The organism is Desulfuromonas soudanensis, from assembly GCF_001278055.1.
Taxonomy (GTDB): domain Bacteria; phylum Desulfobacterota; class Desulfuromonadia; order Desulfuromonadales; family WTL; genus Deferrimonas; species Deferrimonas soudanensis.
The window spans coordinates 1,332,206-1,347,577 of the sequence record NZ_CP010802.1 but is presented as its reverse complement, the minus strand read 5'-3'; the positions used below and the strand labels follow the sequence as shown (position 1 = coordinate 1,347,577).

The window sequence follows — 15,372 nt, the reverse complement described above, 5'->3', positions numbered from 1 at the left end:
CCCCATATGAGGGCTCTCAAAAACCCGAACCAAGGATAATTGCAATAGAAACGGTCAAGGACCGGAAAACTTTTCCACCTGCCGGAGGACCAGGGGGACAGAAAAGGAACTCCGGGTCGAAGGGCCCTGGCGTCAGCACCATTTTAATGGCGTTGGGAGGAAAAATACCAGGGGGGAAAAAGGGGCGGAGTACACCTTTTGACAGCGGTCCGGTCGAATGGATCGCGCGGCTTGCGCCTCCTTCCTCTCCGGAAATTAATACTCGGCGGCGGAAGGGGAGATCCGTGTGCGCCAAACTAACCGAAATTGAAGAACGATTCAACTAAATTTAAGCAAATTAGAGGCCAAATCCCGACAGTTGCACGACAGGTCGAGTCCCTGCCGGAGAGGAAATACGGCCTGATCTGTCAGGTCCCTTCCCAGTCCCGCAACTGGTGGGCTGCGGTGAAGTAGGCCCGGTACCCCTGAACAAGGATCAACAGGGAGGTGACCGCGACACTGACGGTGATGACGCACATGATGGCGATCTGGTATTTAACGGCGACCACCGGCTCGGTGCCGGAGAGGATCTGGCCGGTCATCATCCCGGGGAGAAAGACGATCCCCATGGCGGCCATGGAATTGATGGAGGGGATCAAGGCCGCCCGGAAGGCGCTGCGAACCGCCTCGCGGGCGGCAAGACGGGAGGTGGCGCCGAGGGAGAGGGCCGTTTCGATCTCCCCCCGCCTCTCCTTCATTTCGGAAGCCAGGCGCTCGGCGGCAAGGCTCGCCCCGGTCATGGAATTGCCGATGATCATCCCCGCCAGAGGGATGAGGTAGCGCGGATCGTACCAGGGGTCGAGACCGATGATTACGGTACAGAAGAAGAAGGTGGCTCCGCCGCAGCCGAAGAGGATGGAGAGTCCCACGACCCGGTGGAAACGGGGCATCTTGAGGCGCACCCGCGCCGCCACCCCCTGCACGGCAAAGGCCCCCATCACCAGCAGGATCAGCAGGACCGGGGCCGGTGTGGACAGCGCAAAAACCAGGTGCAGCAGATAGCCGACGGCCAGCAGCTGCACGACCATGCGCAGCGAAGCCACCAGCATCTCCTTCTCCTGGCCGATCCCCTTCCAGCGGGCCAGGGCGATCACCAGCAGGATGGCGCCGTAGACGACGGCGAGATCGGCGTAGCTCAGATCAATAATCGCCTTGACCGCCATTTCCCCCGCTCCTCTCCCCAGCCGGTTGTCCGAGAAAACGTTTCAACGCATCGCTCTGCGGAGCGTCCAGCAGCGTCCGGGCCGGCCCTGCTTCGAGGATCCGCCCCCCTTCCATATAGGCGATACGGTCGGCCACCCGACCGGCGAGGCGCAGATCGTGCGTCACCAGAAGAACGGTCAGTTCCCCGGAGCGGCAGATGTCCCGGAAGGTATCGGCGAGATGGTCGGCGGTGGGGCGGTCGAGGGCGCTGGTCGGCTCGTCGAGGAGAAGGATCTCCGGACGGGAGACGAGAGCGCGGGCCAGGTTGACCCGCTGCTGCTCCCCTCCCGAGAGGGCCCGGGCATCCCGGTCGAGGGACTCGGCCGGAAGACGGCAGATTCCGAGAACGCGGACGAGCTCCGCCTCCTCCGGCGGAGAATCCTTGCGGTAGGACGCCGGAAGGAGCAGGTTGTCCCGCACCGTCCCCTCGAACATGGTCGGATTCTGCAGCATCAGGGCGACACGGCGCCGCAGCACCAGGGGATCAAGAGTCGATATGTCGTCCCCGCCCAGTAGGATCCGCCCGGCATCGGGATCGGCCAGGCGGTTGAGGAGGCGCACCAGGGTGCTTTTCCCACCTCCCGAAGGACCGACGATCGCCAGGATTTCCCCCCTGGCGACGGCAAGATCGATTCCCCTGAGAATCTCCAGGCTCCGCCGTTTTTTATGGAGCCCCTCGAGGACGAGAAGGGTCTCCCCGTTCATCGGCTCCCCCCTCCGCGCAGGCGCTTCATCACCCCTTTCATATCCTCCCACACCTCCCTTTTGCTCGCCGGGTTGCGCAGGAGGTAGGCGGGATGGTAGGTCGGCATGACGGGGATCGACCGGTACTCATGCCAGTGCCCGCGCAACTCCCCGACGGCCGTCGTCTCCTGGAGGAGGGCCTGGGCGGCGCATTTGCCGAGGGTGACGATCACTTCGGGGGCGATGGCCGCCAACTGCCGCTCGAGGAAGGGGCGGCAGGCCGCCACCTCCTCGGGTCGGGGATCGCGGTTCCCCGGCGGCCGGCATTTGAGGACGTTGCAGAGATAGACCTCCTCCCGGCTCAGCCCCATGGCAGAGAGGATGCGATCGAGGAGGCGTCCGGCCTCGCCGACAAAGGGCTCCCCCGTCTCGTCCTCCTCCCGTCCCGGGGCCTCGCCGATCAGCACCAGCCGGGCATGGGGATCGCCGACGCCGAAGACCAGATTGCCGCGCTCTCGACAGAGATCGCAGCAGGGGGAATTTTCGAGGTCGGCCCGAATCTCCTCCAGGGACTCGGGGCGGCAGGAGACGCCGGGCTCCCCGCCGTCGGCCCGGCCTGCCGTGCCGCAGCGGGGGAGTCCGGCGGTGGGCGGGGCCAGCGGAACCTCGTCAAAACCGAGGTTCTGGAGATCCTGCAGCAGACCGCGCACCTGGGCGGAGACCTCGAGCAATTCCCTGTTCAGACTCTCAGGCATAATCCCTTTACATCCCCCTGTCCGTGCATTATCCTTCTACCAGAAACGAAACCGAGGCCCATGGCTCTTCTCACCATTTTCCTGACGCTGCTCCTTGCCCTGACACCCGACCAGGCCTTTGCCTGGGGGGTTGGGGTCCATCTGCAGATCGGCTCCCACGTCCTGGCCAACCTTGCGACACTCCCCGCGGCGCTGCAGGGGTTGCTGGGGGCCTGTCCCCAGGACTTTCTCTACGGCTGCATCAGCGCCGACATCACCCTCGGGAAGAAATTCACCCACTACCTGCAACACTGCCACTCCTGGCGCATGGGAAAAAAAATCCTCGACGACGCCGGAAGCGATGCCGAGAAGGCCTGCGCCTACGGATATCTGGCCCACCTGGCCGCCGACACCGTGGCCCACTCCTACTTCGTCCCCTTCAAGATGATCCGCACCTTCAACACCGTTCTCCTCAAGCACGCCTACTGGGAGGTCCGTGCCGAGGCCAGTGTCGCTCCGGAGATCTGGCCCCTGGCCAGGACTATCGCCCGACAGAATTTCAGCGCCAACGACGCCCTGATGCGCCGCGTCCTCTCCAACACCCTATTTTCCTTCGCCACCAACAAGCGTCTCTTCAACTCCCTCCTGCTCCTCAGCCGACTGCAGCAGTGGCAGAAGATGACCCGCTCCATGAACACCGGCTCGAAGTGGACCCTCCCCGAAGAAAACCTCGCCGAATACCTCGGCCTGGCCCGGGAGGCCGCGCTGAGCGTCCTCGGTCTGATGGAGGAGAGCCCCTACTGGAAGGCCGATCCGACCGGCGAACGGGCCTTCAATGCCGCCAAGGTGATCCGCAAAAACCTCAACTACCTCTGGCTCGACGGCAAACTCCCCGCCGCGGAGGCCGACAGGCTCCTTGCCGAACTCCGGCCCCGTTTCCTGGCGGGAATTACCGACCCGGACCGCCTCCTCGAGCTCCTCTCCGAATTCTGATCCCCCTTAAAAAACTAGCGGCGGGCGGCGATCACGTCGAGAAGGCGCCCGGCGACCTCCTCCTTGCTCATCCGCGGGAGTTCCTGCACCGTCCCGTCGGCAAAGAGGAAGCGCACGATGTTGGTGTCGACGTCGAAGCCTGCCCCCTCCTCGGTGACGTCGTTGGCGACGATGAGGTCGAGATTCTTGGATTTGAGTTTCTTGCCGGCGTTGGCCAGCAGGTCCGCCGTTTCAGCGGCGAAACCGACCAGGTAGCGCGCGCCCTTGATCTCCCCGAGCTCGGCGAGAATGTCGGGATTTTTCTCGAGGACCAGCGTCATCTCCCTGCTCCCCTCCTTTTTGATCTTCTGCGCGGCCCGGGTCGCCGGACGGTAGTCGGCCACTGCCGCCGCCTTGACGATCACCGTCGCCTCCCCGGCTTTCCCGAGAACCGCCTCGCGCATCTGCGCGGCGCTGGTCGCCCCGAGGAATTCGACGCCGCAGGGGGGTGTCAGCGCCGTCGGACCGGAGACGAGGATGACCTTCGCACCGCGGTTGACGGCGGCGCGGGCGATGGCGTACCCCATCTTTCCCGAGGAGCGGTTGCTCAGGTAGCGGACCGGGTCGAGCTCCTCGCGGGTCGGTCCGGCGGTCACCAGCACCGTCTCCCCGATCAGATCCTGGGGGGTCAGCAGCCGGAGGCACTCCTGGAAAATCGCCCCGGGCTCGGGGAGCTTCCCCTGCCCTTCCCAGCCGCAGGCGAGAAATCCGCTGGCCGGCTCGAGGAAGTGGTAGCCGAGTCCCTTGAGCTTTTCCTCGTTCTGGCGGTAGAGGGGATTCTCCCACATATTGACGTTCATCGCCGGTGCGAAGAGAACAGGCGCCCTGGTCGCCATGATGGTGGTGGTGAGCAGATCGTCGGCGATCCCGCAGGAGACCTTGCCGATGACGTTGGCCGTCGCCGGGGCGATCACCAGGAGATCGGCGCGGTCGGCGAGGGAGATGTGGCCGATCTCCATCTCCTGCAGCAGGTTGAAGAGCCCGGTGTGCACCGGGTTCCCCGACAGGGTCTGAAAGGTCAGGGGCGTGACGAATTCCTGCGCGGCGTCCGTCATGATGACCTGCACCCGGGCTCCGGCCTTGACGAAGAGCCGCAGCAGCTCCACCGCCTTGTAGGCGGCGATACCGCCGGTCACGCCGAGAACGATTCTTTTGTCCTTGAGCATCGCAACCCCTCCCCCGAAAATTTACTGACGAAATTACCCCCCGAAGAGCGCCGCCTTCGGCGGAGCGCCGGCGACCGCGCCTTAAAGAAAAGGGTTCGCCTTTTTTTCCCGGCCGATGGTGGTGTCGGGACCGTGACCGGTGTGGACCAGGGTGCCCTCCGGCAGAGTCAGGAGTTTCTGCCGAATGCCGCCGATCAGCAGGTCATGATCCCCCCCGGGAAGGTCGGTGCGGCCGACGGAATCGAAAAAGAGGACGTCGCCGGCGAAGAGATGACCATGACCGTAGAGGCAGATGCCTCCGGGGGAATGTCCCGGAACATGGATGACCCGAAAGTGCAGGGTGCCGACGGTCAGGATCTCATCCTCCTGGAGGAAGCGGCTCGGCTCCGGCGACGGGACCGTCTCCAGACCGTACATCGCCGCAGCCTCCCGGGCCCGGCGCAGCAGGGGGAGATCGGCTTCATGGATGAGGAGCTCGGCGCCGGTCTCCTCCACCAGGAGGCTGTTGCCGCCGATGTGGTCGAAGTGGCCGTGGGTATTGACGACGGTCTTCAGGGTCAGCCCCAGCTTCGCCAGGGTGTCGAGAATCCGCCGCCCCTCGTCCCCGGGATCGACGACCAAGGCGTCCCTGGTTTCGGGACATCCGACGATGCAGCAGTTGACCTGCAGGGGACCGACGGCCAGGGTTTCAATGAGCATCGCCCGACTCCTTGTTCTCGTCCTCGGCGGTAAAGAGGTCGAGGTTGAGCCCCTTCATCTGCTCGCCGAGGGAAAAACCGAAGGGGCGGCCCCGCCCGTCCGGACGCACCTCTTTTTTAGCCGGCGAGGAAGGGGCCGGGGGCGCGGAGGCCGGGCGCGCCGGTTCCGGACCCGGTTCCGGCCCGGGCGCCGCGGCGGACGGGAGGGAGGGCTTGAAAAAGTAGCGGTCATAGAGGCGATGGTAGCTCGTCCAGGAGCTGGTGCTGTCGGGCTCCTTCTCGATGTGGGTGCGTACGCCGTTGATCTTGGAATCGAGATCGTCGACGAAGTTGAGGATCACCGCCTCCAGGGTCTTGGGGCGTTTGGGGGACCCGTACTCATACTGGCCGTGGTGGGAGAGGAGGAGATGCTTGACCAGGATCGCCAGAGGGCGGGGAAAGTCGGGGAGGGTGCGGACCTTCTCCTCCACCATCTCGACCCCCATGACGATGTGGCCGATGAGCTTCCCTTCGTCCGAGTAATCGAAGGAGCGCTGATAGCGCAGCTCCCCCACCTTGCCGATGTCGTGGAGAAGGGCGCCGCAAACGAGCAGGTCGCGATCGATCCCGGGGTAGCGGGCGGCGATGTCATCGGCCAGCTCCGCCACCGCCAGGGAGTGTTCGAGGAGCCCGCCGATGTAGACATGGTGCATCGCCTTGGCCGCAGGGGCCATGCGGTACTGGGCGAGAAAGGCGTCGTCGTCGACAAAGGCCTGCAGCAGAGATTTGAGGTGGGGGTCGGTCAGGCTCGCCGCCTTCTGCCGCAATTGGGCTTCCATGTCGGCGGCGCTGCGGCGGCAAACGGGGAGGAAATCGCCGAGATCGACCTCGCTGTCCTCCTGGCGCGACAGGTCCTGGATCACCAGCTGCATCTTCCCCATGTAGACGCTGGCCTTCCCCTGCACCCGGAGAAAATCGTCCTTTTCAAAGAGGCGGCTGTATTCATCGACCCGGTCCCAGACGCGCCCCTCCACCTCGCCGCTGCTGTCGACCAGCTTGAGGGTCATGTAGGGCTTGCCGTTCTTGGCCATGGCCATGATCTTGTCCCGAACGAGAAAGGTGCTGTCGACAAAGTCCCGTTCCCGGATCTGTTCAACGAATAATTTTTTCAACTAAGACTCCCGATGTTTGATTTGGTCTGCAATTCTCTCGGCCTGTTTCAGGCCGTCGAGGGCGGCGCTCATGATCCCTCCGGCATAACCGGCCCCTTCGCCGGTCGGATAAAGCCCGGGATGGGAAAGGGACTGGCCGTTTTCGCCGCGCAGTATGCGCAGCGGCGCCGAGGTGCGGGTTTCGACTCCCACCAGCGTCGCCTCCCCTGTGATAAAGCCGCGCATCTTCTTTTCGAACTGGGGAAGGGCGCGGCGCAGCCCCTCGCCGACAAAGGGGGGAAGCACCGCCGCCAGGTCGGCCTCCCGCACCCCCGGCCGACAGGTCGAAACGAGGGGGCCCTTGCCGCGGCCGAGAAAGGCGAGGAGATTCTGCGCCGGGGCATGGTAGTCCCCGCCGCCGGCGGCAAAGGCGACCTCTTCCCAGCGGCGCTGGAAGCGGACGCCGGCCAGAGGGTCGCTGTCGGAAAAATCGTCCCGGCGCACCGCCACCACCAGGGCGCTGTTGGAACGGGTCCCGTCCCGGTGCAGAGGACTCATGCCGTTGACCACCACCCCTCCCGGTTCCGAGGAGGAGAGGACCACCTCGCCGCCGGGGCACATGCAGAAGGAATAGACGCCGCGCCCCGAATCCGGATCGTTCCAGGCCAGGGCGTATTCGGCCGCCGGCAGCCGGGGATGACGGGGGTGCCCGTACTGAATGCCGTTGATCAGCTCCAGCGGATGCTCCACCCGCAGGCCGACGGCAAAGGGCTTGGACTCCAGGGCGACGCCGCAGGCATGGAGCATGCGGTAGGTCGGACGGGCGCTGTGCCCCGGCGCCAGGACCAGGGTGTCGCAGGGGAATTCGTCCCGGTCGTCGAGGATCGCTGCGGCCAGGCGCCCGGCGTGGAGACCGAGCCCCGTCAGCTTCGTCTCGAACCGGACCACGACGCCGAGGGCCAGGAGGGCCTTGCGAAAGTTGACCAGGACCAGACGCAGACGGTCGGTGCCGACATGGGGTTTGGCCTGCTGGAGGATTTCCGGCGGAGCGCCGAAGTCGACCAGGGTCTGCAGCACCGACCGGGTCCAGGGGTGATTGACGCGGGTGGTGAGTTTGCCGTCGGAGAAGGTCCCCGCCCCCCCCTCGCCGAACTGAACGTTGCTCAGGGGATCGAGCTCTCCGCCCGACCAGAAACGTTCCACGTCCCTGACCCGGGATTCCAGGGGGCGCCCCTGCTCCACCAGGGTCACCGCCACGCCGTAGCGGGCCAGGTGCAGGGCGGCAAAGAGCCCGGCCGGACCCATTCCGACGACGAGGGTTCGGTGGGCCCGCCCCAGGGGGGCGACGACGGGGACGGCCGCCTGGGGGGCCCGCTCCAGACGCCGGTTCTCCCGGTGCCGAACCAGCAGTCCCTCTTCGTCGGCGACGGAAAACTCGACGGTGTAGACCCGCAACACCCGCGGCTTCTTGCGGGCATCGATCCCCCTGCGGACGATGCGCACCTCGCCGAGAGCGTCGGTTTCGATCCCCAGTTCGCTGGCGACCTTCCCGGCGAGGGCCCCCTCGTCTTCGGCGAGGGACAGGGTGATTTCACGGAGCCACAACGCCATCTCAGCGTCCCTGCCGGCAGAGGGCGCCGGAGCGCCGCCGGGCCGGGAGTCGGATCGTTAGCATGGCAGATGTCATCTTCAATTCAGGGGCAGGCGGAGGTGGAAGGTGGTCCCTTCCCCCTCGACGCTGTCGACGGTGATCCGGCCGCCGTAGGTTTTGATGATCCGCAGCACGACGGAGAGACCGAACCCTGTCCCCTTGGCTTTGGTGGTAAAGAAGGGGTCGAAGATCTTGGAGAGATTCCCCTCGGGGATGCCGCCGCCGGTGTCGGAAATCGTCACCCGCAGGCTGGTCTCGTCGTGGGAGAGGGAGAGGGAAAGACGCCCGCCGTGCTGCATTTCATAGAGGGAATTGATGATGAGGTTGGTGAAAATCTGCTCGATTTCCGTCGGATCGGCCATGATCGCCGGCGGCTGGGACTCGAAGACCTTCTCAAGGTGGACCTTCTGGGCGGCCAACTGGGTGCTGAAGCTCTCCAGCACCTGATCGATGAGGGCAGGGACGGAGACCGGCTGCAGGGCGAAACGCGGGCGACTGCTGGTGGCCAGCAGCTTGACGAGAATGCCGTCGATGCGGTCGATCTCCTTGAGGATCTTCTCCACATAGGCGGTCTTTTCCGGATCGTCCCCGACGCCGGGGAGGAGGATCTGGGCAAAGAGGCCGATGGAATTGAGGGGGTTGCGGATCTCGTGGGCCATGCCGGCGGAAAGATGCCCGAGGCTGGCCAGCTTTTCGGCCTGCACGATCTCGGCGTGGGCCCGTTCCAGTTCGGCGGATTTCTCCTGAACCCGCCGCTCCAGCTCGAGATTCCACTCCTCGATCTCCCTCAGCAGGCGCTCCCGTTCATGGCGCAGCTCCTTGTTGTGGATTTCAATGCGGCGGATGTGCAATACATTCTCGATGCGCTCCACCAGGTCATGATTGTTGAAGGGCTTGAGGATGTAGTCCGAGGCCCCGGCCTTCATCAACTCGACGGCAATTTCCTCGCTCCCCTTACCGGTGAACATGATGACGTAGGTTTCGGGGAAACGCGCCCGGATGGCCCGCAGGGCCGTCATCCCGTCCATGACCGGCATCATGTAGTCGAGAAGGACCACCGCCGGATGCTCCCTCTCGATCACCTCGAGACCGTCGAGGGCGTTGTCGGCGGCAAAGACCTCATACCCCTTGCTCTTCAAAATCATCGAGGTGAGTTCGAGAATGATTTTCTCGTCATCCACCACCAGTATCCGCTCAACCATGACTCTTCGGCCCCTTGAAATCGGTTACAAAACGCATCGTAGCATAACCTCCCCCCGAATGTTTGACAAGGAGAAATGACCCGGCCGTCCCGGCTTAAAAAAAAGAAAAGGCAGCATTTACGCTGCCTTTTCCAAGGGTTGGGACCGGTCCCGTCCTGGAGCTATTCCTTGATGCGAACGGTCATGACAGGGATGGGCGACTTGCGCACGACCTTTTCGGCGGTGCTGCCGAAGAGGACGTGATCGAGACCGGTCCTGCCGTGAGTCCCGAGGAGGATCAGGTCGACACCGTGTTCCACCCCCTTCTTGATGATCTCGTCATAGGGGATGCCGGGGACGATGAAGGTCTCGTAATTGTCGTAGTCGCGGATGTTGGTCCGGCAGAACTTTTCCATCATTTTCTGGGCCCCTTCCTCGATCTCCTCTTCGAGTTTTTCGAAGGAGATGTGCGGTACATAAAAACCGCGCAAATCGACGGGCTCGTTGATGACATGGACGATCAGCAGCCGGGCGTTGAACTTCTTTGCCAGGGCATGAGCGTAGGTGAAGGCGTAGTCGGAACTTTCCGAAAAATCTGTGGCGAACAGGATGCTGTTGAATGTTTTCATGACTCCCCCCGGCTGTGAAGTGGCTTTAGGCCCCAGAGGCGCTCATGGCCTTGCTGCGGCTGAAAATTTTATGTATCACCGATTTCAACTCATCAAGCTTGACCGGCTTGTGAATGTATTCAAAAGCCCCCAGATTCATCGCCTCCAGGTAGGATTCGACCTCGCCATAGGCGGTGATCATGATCACCTCGGTACTCGGATACTGGCGGTGAAGCTCGCGCAAAAAAGTCAGGCCGTTCATCTCCGGCATATTGATGTCGCTGATGACCAGATTCACCTTCTGGCGGCGGAGAAAATCGAGAGCTTCGTAGCCGTTGCCGACACTCTCGACGTCATACCCTTCCTGGCCGAGGAGCTTGCTCAGGCCGAGACGGGCGTTTTCCTCATCGTCCACAACGAGAATTTTTTTAATTTTTTGCCCCAATGCGCTCTTCCCCCTCCCCCTTTTTGGCCAAAGTTTATCATGAGGCAAAGTCCTGTCAAGGTGCGAGTCATGCTGTTTTCCTGAGAAAATTTCTTGTATTTTCAGACGGTTAATTTAACTGACCGGCAATGACCCGCCGGGACTTGCCGAAGAATTGCCGGCCTGACGCCAGAGGCGGATCAGCTGGCAAAGAAGAGCAAGAAAACGCTCCGTCCCCTGGCGCCCGGCGGCAAGAACCTCCTGATGGTTCAGGGATGCGGTCCCCAGACCGGCGGCGGCATTGGAGAGAAAGGAGAGGCCGACGACCTCGAGACCGAGATATTTGCCGAGAATGGCCTCGGGAACCGTGGACATGGAAACGGCGTCGGCGCCCAGCAGGGCGAGGGCCCGGATCTCGGCGGGGGTTTCGTAGGAAGGACCGGGGAGGGCGGCCAGCACCCCGCGATGAAGGGAGATCCCTTCCCTTTGGGCGTGATCGTGGAGGGGGACGAAGAGATCCTGCCGGTAGAGGTGCGAGAGATCGATGAAGGGGTCGACCGCTTCGCCGCGCAAGGGGTTGTCCCCGAGGAGATTGAGGTGATCGGCGATGTACATGAAATCGCCGGCCCGATAGGTTCGGTTCACCGCCCCGCAGGCGTTGGTCAACAGGAGACGCGGCACCCCGAGGGCGTGGGCGATGCGGACGTTGACCGTCACCTGGCGGGCGTCGTACCCCTCATAGAGATGGTGGCGCCCCTGAAAGGCCAGCACCCTCCACCCCTCATAGGTTCCGGCCACCAACCGGCCGGCATGCCCGGCCACGGCGGAGGGAGGAAAACAGGGGAAATCGCCGTAGGGGAAGGAGACCGGATCGGCGAGATGGTCGGCAAAAGCCCCGAGCCCCGAGCCGAGCACTACGGCGAGGTCGAAGGGGACGGGTCCGGTTTTGCGGCGCAGGGTTGCAATCAGATCGTCAGGTGAAGAGTCCATGGTCAGATTTTCAGCATCTTGCGGATACGCTCCTGGAGCTGTTCCGGTTTGAAGGACTTGACGATGAAGTCATCGGCGCCGGCCCGCTCCACCTCCCGGATGTCCCCCTCCTTGCGGAAGACCCCGCTCATGGCCAGGAGACGGATCCCGCTGAGCCGGGCATCGCCCCGCACCTGGCGGATCAGCTCATAGCCGTTCATGCGGGGGAGATTGAGGTCGAGAAGAACGAGAACGGGACGCTCGCGGAAGATGGCTTCGAGGGCCTCGACCCCGTCGGCGGCGGTGAGGAACTCAAACGGCATGGGGGAAAGGATATCGAGAATCATGTCGCGGAAATATTTTGAGTCATCGACAACCAGAATCTTGGCGGCGCCGGGCGCCGATGCGACGGCCGGTTCGGCCGCCGGAGGGAGATCGATCTGGAAGGGGACGGAACATTTGGGGCAGCGGACCCGGGCCGTCGTCCCGGATACCTTGGCCGGATCCATCCGGTAACGGGCGCCGCATCCGGGGCACTCGATGGTCATCGCTCTTCCTCCGTTTTTCTGGGGCCGCCGGCTAAACCGGCGAGGCCCTATTTCAGTATTCCAAGATAGTCGGTGGAGAGTTTTCCCCACTCGGAATCGGGAGCCAGCCGGATCACCTCGCGAAAGGAGGAGAGGGCCTTGTCTCTTTGCCGATTCTTCACATAGGCCAGGGCGAGTTTGTAGTGGGCCAGGGGATAATCGGGAGTGATGGCAAGAATCTTCCGGTATTCGTCGATGGCCAGATCGGGGTTGTCGAGGACGTAATAGGTCTCAGCGAGACGGAAACGGGCCTGGGTAAAATTGGGGTTCTTCACCAGGGCCTTTTTAAAAGCCGTGACCGCCTCCAGGAAGTTCCCCTTCTTGAAATAGGCAAAGCCCTTTCCCGTCAGAGCGACCTCGGAGCGGGTGAAGAGGAGATTGGAGGCGGCCTGGTCGAAGGTGCGGATCGCCTCGTCCCACCGCTCCATATCGAGATAGAGGGCCCCCAGATTGTTGAGAAATTGCGGGTCGTTGGCGGTAAGGTGCAGAGCCCGGAGATAATGGCGCTCCGCCTCGGGATAGGCTTTTTTCATATGATAGGCCTGGGCCAGGGCAGCCTGGATTTCGGCGTTGGCCGGGTCGGCCTTTTCGGCGATGAGGAATTCGTTGAGAGCGCGGGTGGGGTTGTTTTCCCCGAGGTAGGAAAGCCCCAGGGTGTAATGCACCTCGGCGCTGTTGAGGTTTTTTTTCGATACCCCGCAACCGGCCAACAGGGCGATTGAAAGGAACATCGTGATCCAGACAAGATAGCGATCCAGCAAAGAGACCTCCTTAGAGTGAAGACAGAAAACGTCCGATATTTTCCAGAAAAGCCTTCTGCCGCGCTCTCTGCTCGGCGGCCGGGGGGATCTGTTCTTTTTGCGCCAGGGTCTCCCCGGTCGGGGGGGCGGACGGAGGGGGCGGTGGACTGACCGGCGGCGAGGCCTGAACACCCTTTGCCGCCGCCGGTTCCGCCGCCGGCGCTGCGGCAACGATCCCGGTCTTCAGCGGCAGGGACTGCCACACGGCCGTCCGTTCCCTGGGGGAGAGGCGTTGAAAGTCGAGATCGCTGAGGATGAAGCCCATCGATTCGACGAAGTGGATTCCTTCCTTGAGAATCCGGTTCGCCTCCCGCTGCTGGACCTCCCCCTCATTGTTGAGGTAGAAGAGGAGGCGCCGGCTCGACAGCTGGTGGAGAACGGCGACGATCCTGTATCCCTTGCCGGCGGCGAAGACACAGAGATAGGCGGTCGTCTCCTGGGACGTCGTCCCGGGGATGGCGACCTGAATGTTGGTCAGGGAGCGCTGGAGGAGGAGAACCCTCTCGGCGGGGACCTCGAGACGCTGTATTTCCTTGTGCAGGACGAACATCGGTTCCTCCGGTTGTCGGCCTTTACCCCAGTCCGTCGAACTCGGTCAGAAGTTTGAAACGGCGGAAGCGTTCCTCGATCTCCGGATACGCCAGGGCCTTCATGCGGTTGAGGCTGAAATCCTCGACGGTAAAGGAGGCCATGACGCTCCCCAGGACCGTCGCCTGGCGCAGGCTCCCCTCGGAGAGGTTGTTGGTGGAGGCCAGATAGCCCATGAACCCGCCGGCGAAGGTGTCGCCGGCTCCGGTCGGATCGAAGACCGACTCGAGGGGGAAGGCCGGAGCGGAGAAGATGGAGTGGGCACTGAAGAGAATCACCCCGTATTCGCCCCGCTTGACGACCAGGGTTTTGGGGCCCATGGCCAGGATGATCCGGGAGGCCTTCACCAGATTGGCCTCGCCGGCGAGCTGCCGCGCCTCCCCCTCGTTGATGAGCAGGATGTCGACGTGGCGCAGTGTGGCCAGGAGCGCCTCGCGCTTCCCCTCGATCCAGAAATTCATGGTGTCGCAGGCCACCAGCTTCGGCTTCTCCACCTGCTTGAGCACCTCGAGCTGCAGTTCCGGGTCGATGTTGCCGAGAAAAACGTACTCGGCCTGGCGGCAGGCCGCCGGAAGGTCGGGCTTGAACGTCTCGAAGACGTTGAGCTGGGTATCGAGGGTCTGCGCCTCGTTGAGATCGTAGCCGTAGCGCCCCTTCCAGCGGAAGGTCTGCCCCGGGGCCGTCTGCAGGCCGGAAAGATCGACGTTGCGGGAGCGGAGAAAATCGAGGTGTTCGGCGGGGAAATCCTCGCCGACCACGGCCACCAGGCTGACGTCGGTGAAGAAGCTGGCCGAGGTGGAAAAATAGGTCCCGGAACCGCCGAGGACATCCTCGACCCGACCGAAGGGGGTTTCCACCGAATCAAAAGCCACAGAACCGACAACCAGTATACTCATCCATCCCTCCTTGGGGGAAAAATCTATAATTTGCTAATTATACCCGATTTAAATTCCGGCGGCCGCGGGGACGGCAGGAAAATCAGCGCAGGTTCTGCCCCATGATGAGGTCGAGCCTGTCGATCGTCTCCTGCGGGATCAGGTCCTTGCGGGTCATGATGGCGTATTTCAGCGCCTCGCCGCAGGCACAGCCACGGACGCCGGAGAGCCTGTTCACCGCCTTGCGGATGATGTTGCGGGCGGTGGCCACATTCTGCTGGATGATGGCGATCACGGCCTCGACGGAGACGTCGTCGTGCTCCTGGTGCCAGCAGTCGTAGTCGGTGGCCAGAGCCACGGTGCCGTAGCAGATTTCCGCCTCCCGGGCCAGGCGCGCCTCGGGGAGATTGGTCATGCCGATGACGTCGACGCCCCAGCTGCGAAAGATATTGGACTCGGCCCGCGTGGAGAAATTGGGGCCCTCGATGCAGATGTAGGTCCCTCCCCGGTGAACGGTGGCGCCGACCTCGACGGCGGCCTGGTAGAGGACCGCCGAGAGATCGCCGCAGACCGGATCGGCGAACTGCACGTGCCCGACCACCCCCTCGCCGAAAAAGGTCGAGGCCCGCTTTCCCTGGGTGCGGTCGAAGAACTGATCGGGGATGACGATGTCACCGGGAACGATCTCCTCCTTCATGCTCCCCACCGCCGAAACGGAGATGATCCGTTCGACACCGAGCTTCTTCATGCCGTAGATGTTGGCCCGATAGGGGACCTCGGAGGGGAGGAGGCGGTGACCGCGCCCGTGACGGGGGAGAAAGACCAGCTTCACCCCCTCGAGGGTGCCGGTGATATAGGCGTCGGACGGATCGCCAAAAGGGGTTTCAAGACGGATTTCCTCGACGTTGGAAAAGCCCTCGATCTCGTAGAGACCACTGCCGCCGATGACGCCGATCACAGGTTGTGCCATGAAAAAACCTCCAGAATTGTAGTAATGATTCAT

The 15,372-nt window shown here is 63.1% G+C and carries 17 protein-coding genes; 1 reads left to right on the top strand and 16 read right to left on the bottom strand.

The window, feature by feature from the left end; all coding sequences use genetic code 11:
* Nucleotides 1–407: 407 nt before the first annotated feature.
* The 3 genes from DSOUD_RS05965 to DSOUD_RS05955 are packed head-to-tail and all read right to left on the bottom strand — an operon-like array spanning nucleotide 408 to nucleotide 2,681.
* Complete coding sequence (locus tag DSOUD_RS05965; RefSeq protein ID WP_053550147.1) at nucleotides 408–1,202, bottom strand: ABC transporter permease; 795 nt, start codon at nucleotides 1,200–1,202, stop codon at nucleotides 408–410.
* Complete coding sequence (locus DSOUD_RS05960) at nucleotides 1,180–1,947, bottom strand: ABC transporter ATP-binding protein (RefSeq protein WP_053550146.1); 768 nt, start codon at nucleotides 1,945–1,947, stop codon at nucleotides 1,180–1,182. Before DSOUD_RS05960 ends, DSOUD_RS05965 begins: the two co-directional genes overlap by 23 nt.
* Entirely contained in the window at nucleotides 1,944–2,681 is a 738-nt protein-coding gene (locus tag DSOUD_RS05955) for a uracil-DNA glycosylase (RefSeq protein ID WP_053550145.1), read from the bottom strand. The genes DSOUD_RS05960 and DSOUD_RS05955 overlap by 4 nt, the downstream gene beginning before the upstream one ends.
* 60 nt (nucleotides 2,682–2,741) lie before the next feature.
* Here DSOUD_RS05955 and DSOUD_RS05950 point away from each other — a divergent pair, with 60 nt between their 5' ends.
* Nucleotides 2,742–3,653 carry a zinc dependent phospholipase C family protein gene (locus tag DSOUD_RS05950; RefSeq protein WP_053550144.1) on the top strand — a complete coding sequence of 304 codons (912 nt, stop codon included), beginning with the start codon at nucleotides 2,742–2,744 and terminating at the stop codon, nucleotides 3,651–3,653.
* 14 nt (nucleotides 3,654–3,667) lie between these two features.
* Here DSOUD_RS05950 and coaBC read toward each other — a convergent pair whose 3' ends face one another.
* From coaBC to mtnP, 13 genes are all read right to left on the bottom strand, one after another.
* Nucleotides 3,668–4,858, bottom strand: a complete 1,191-nt coding sequence (coaBC, locus tag DSOUD_RS05945; protein ID WP_053550143.1) for a bifunctional phosphopantothenoylcysteine decarboxylase/phosphopantothenate--cysteine ligase CoaBC — start codon at nucleotides 4,856–4,858, stop codon at nucleotides 3,668–3,670.
* 81 nt (nucleotides 4,859–4,939) lie between these two features.
* Nucleotides 4,940–5,557, bottom strand: coding sequence for an MBL fold metallo-hydrolase (locus DSOUD_RS05940; protein WP_053550142.1), 618 nt, complete (start codon nucleotides 5,555–5,557; stop codon nucleotides 4,940–4,942).
* The gene (locus DSOUD_RS05935) at nucleotides 5,547–6,707 is read right to left on the bottom strand and encodes a 3'-5' exoribonuclease YhaM family protein (protein ID WP_053550141.1); all 1,161 of its coding nucleotides are present in this window, start codon (nucleotides 6,705–6,707) and stop codon (nucleotides 5,547–5,549) included. Before DSOUD_RS05935 ends, DSOUD_RS05940 begins: the two co-directional genes overlap by 11 nt.
* Nucleotides 6,708–8,297, bottom strand: coding sequence for an NAD(P)/FAD-dependent oxidoreductase (locus DSOUD_RS05930; RefSeq protein ID WP_053550140.1), 1,590 nt, complete (start codon nucleotides 8,295–8,297; stop codon nucleotides 6,708–6,710). It abuts the gene before it with no gap.
* A gap of 78 nt (nucleotides 8,298–8,375) precedes the next feature.
* Nucleotides 8,376–9,539: a hybrid sensor histidine kinase/response regulator gene (locus DSOUD_RS05925; RefSeq protein WP_053550139.1), complete on the bottom strand. Its 1,164-nt coding sequence runs from the start codon at nucleotides 9,537–9,539 to the stop codon at nucleotides 8,376–8,378.
* A 161-nt stretch (nucleotides 9,540–9,700) separates the two neighbouring features.
* Nucleotides 9,701–10,147 (bottom strand): universal stress protein, encoded by a 447-nt coding sequence (locus DSOUD_RS05920; RefSeq protein WP_053550138.1) that lies wholly within the window; start codon nucleotides 10,145–10,147, stop codon nucleotides 9,701–9,703.
* A 25-nt stretch (nucleotides 10,148–10,172) separates the two neighbouring features.
* Entirely contained in the window at nucleotides 10,173–10,571 is a 399-nt protein-coding gene (locus DSOUD_RS05915; protein WP_053550137.1) for a sigma-54-dependent transcriptional regulator, read from the bottom strand.
* Nucleotides 10,572–10,685: 114 nt separating this feature from the next.
* On the bottom strand, nucleotides 10,686–11,540 hold the full coding sequence (locus DSOUD_RS05910) for a purine-nucleoside phosphorylase (RefSeq protein ID WP_053550136.1): 855 nt from the start codon (nucleotides 11,538–11,540) through the stop codon (nucleotides 10,686–10,688).
* A 2-nt stretch (nucleotides 11,541–11,542) separates the two neighbouring features.
* Nucleotides 11,543–12,067: a response regulator gene (locus DSOUD_RS05905; protein WP_053550135.1), complete on the bottom strand. Its 525-nt coding sequence runs from the start codon at nucleotides 12,065–12,067 to the stop codon at nucleotides 11,543–11,545.
* A gap of 47 nt (nucleotides 12,068–12,114) precedes the next feature.
* Nucleotides 12,115–12,867: a tetratricopeptide repeat protein gene (locus DSOUD_RS05900; RefSeq protein ID WP_053550134.1), complete on the bottom strand. Its 753-nt coding sequence runs from the start codon at nucleotides 12,865–12,867 to the stop codon at nucleotides 12,115–12,117.
* Nucleotides 12,868–12,877: 10 nt separating this feature from the next.
* The gene (locus DSOUD_RS05895) at nucleotides 12,878–13,456 is read right to left on the bottom strand and encodes a hypothetical protein (protein ID WP_053550133.1); all 579 of its coding nucleotides are present in this window, start codon (nucleotides 13,454–13,456) and stop codon (nucleotides 12,878–12,880) included.
* 22 nt (nucleotides 13,457–13,478) lie between these two features.
* Nucleotides 13,479–14,390 carry a PfkB family carbohydrate kinase gene (locus DSOUD_RS05890; RefSeq protein WP_053550132.1) on the bottom strand — a complete coding sequence of 304 codons (912 nt, stop codon included), beginning with the start codon at nucleotides 14,388–14,390 and terminating at the stop codon, nucleotides 13,479–13,481.
* An 82-nt stretch (nucleotides 14,391–14,472) separates the two neighbouring features.
* The gene (mtnP, locus tag DSOUD_RS05885) at nucleotides 14,473–15,339 is read right to left on the bottom strand and encodes an S-methyl-5'-thioadenosine phosphorylase (RefSeq protein ID WP_053550131.1); all 867 of its coding nucleotides are present in this window, start codon (nucleotides 15,337–15,339) and stop codon (nucleotides 14,473–14,475) included.
* Nucleotides 15,340–15,372 lie beyond the last annotated feature (33 nt).

Coding starts and splice junctions, on each gene's coding strand:
- DSOUD_RS05965 (WP_053550147.1), bottom strand. CDS start 1,202: ATGGCGGTCAAGGCGATTATTGATCTGAGCTACGCCGATCTCGCCGTC.
- DSOUD_RS05960 (WP_053550146.1), bottom strand. CDS start 1,947: ATGAACGGGGAGACCCTTCTCGTCCTCGAGGGGCTCCATAAAAAACGG.
- DSOUD_RS05955 (WP_053550145.1), bottom strand. CDS start 2,681: ATGCCTGAGAGTCTGAACAGGGAATTGCTCGAGGTCTCCGCCCAGGTG.
- DSOUD_RS05950 (WP_053550144.1), top strand. CDS start 2,742: ATGGCTCTTCTCACCATTTTCCTGACGCTGCTCCTTGCCCTGACACCC.
- coaBC (WP_053550143.1), bottom strand. CDS start 4,858: ATGCTCAAGGACAAAAGAATCGTTCTCGGCGTGACCGGCGGTATCGCC.
- DSOUD_RS05940 (WP_053550142.1), bottom strand. CDS start 5,557: ATGCTCATTGAAACCCTGGCCGTCGGTCCCCTGCAGGTCAACTGCTGC.
- DSOUD_RS05930 (WP_053550140.1), bottom strand. CDS start 8,297: ATGGCGTTGTGGCTCCGTGAAATCACCCTGTCCCTCGCCGAAGACGAG.
- DSOUD_RS05925 (WP_053550139.1), bottom strand. CDS start 9,539: ATGGTTGAGCGGATACTGGTGGTGGATGACGAGAAAATCATTCTCGAA.
- DSOUD_RS05920 (WP_053550138.1), bottom strand. CDS start 10,147: ATGAAAACATTCAACAGCATCCTGTTCGCCACAGATTTTTCGGAAAGT.
- DSOUD_RS05910 (WP_053550136.1), bottom strand. CDS start 11,540: ATGGACTCTTCACCTGACGATCTGATTGCAACCCTGCGCCGCAAAACC.
- DSOUD_RS05905 (WP_053550135.1), bottom strand. CDS start 12,067: ATGACCATCGAGTGCCCCGGATGCGGCGCCCGTTACCGGATGGATCCG.
- DSOUD_RS05895 (WP_053550133.1), bottom strand. CDS start 13,456: ATGTTCGTCCTGCACAAGGAAATACAGCGTCTCGAGGTCCCCGCCGAG.
- DSOUD_RS05890 (WP_053550132.1), bottom strand. CDS start 14,390: ATGAGTATACTGGTTGTCGGTTCTGTGGCTTTTGATTCGGTGGAAACC.
- mtnP (WP_053550131.1), bottom strand. CDS start 15,339: ATGGCACAACCTGTGATCGGCGTCATCGGCGGCAGTGGTCTCTACGAG.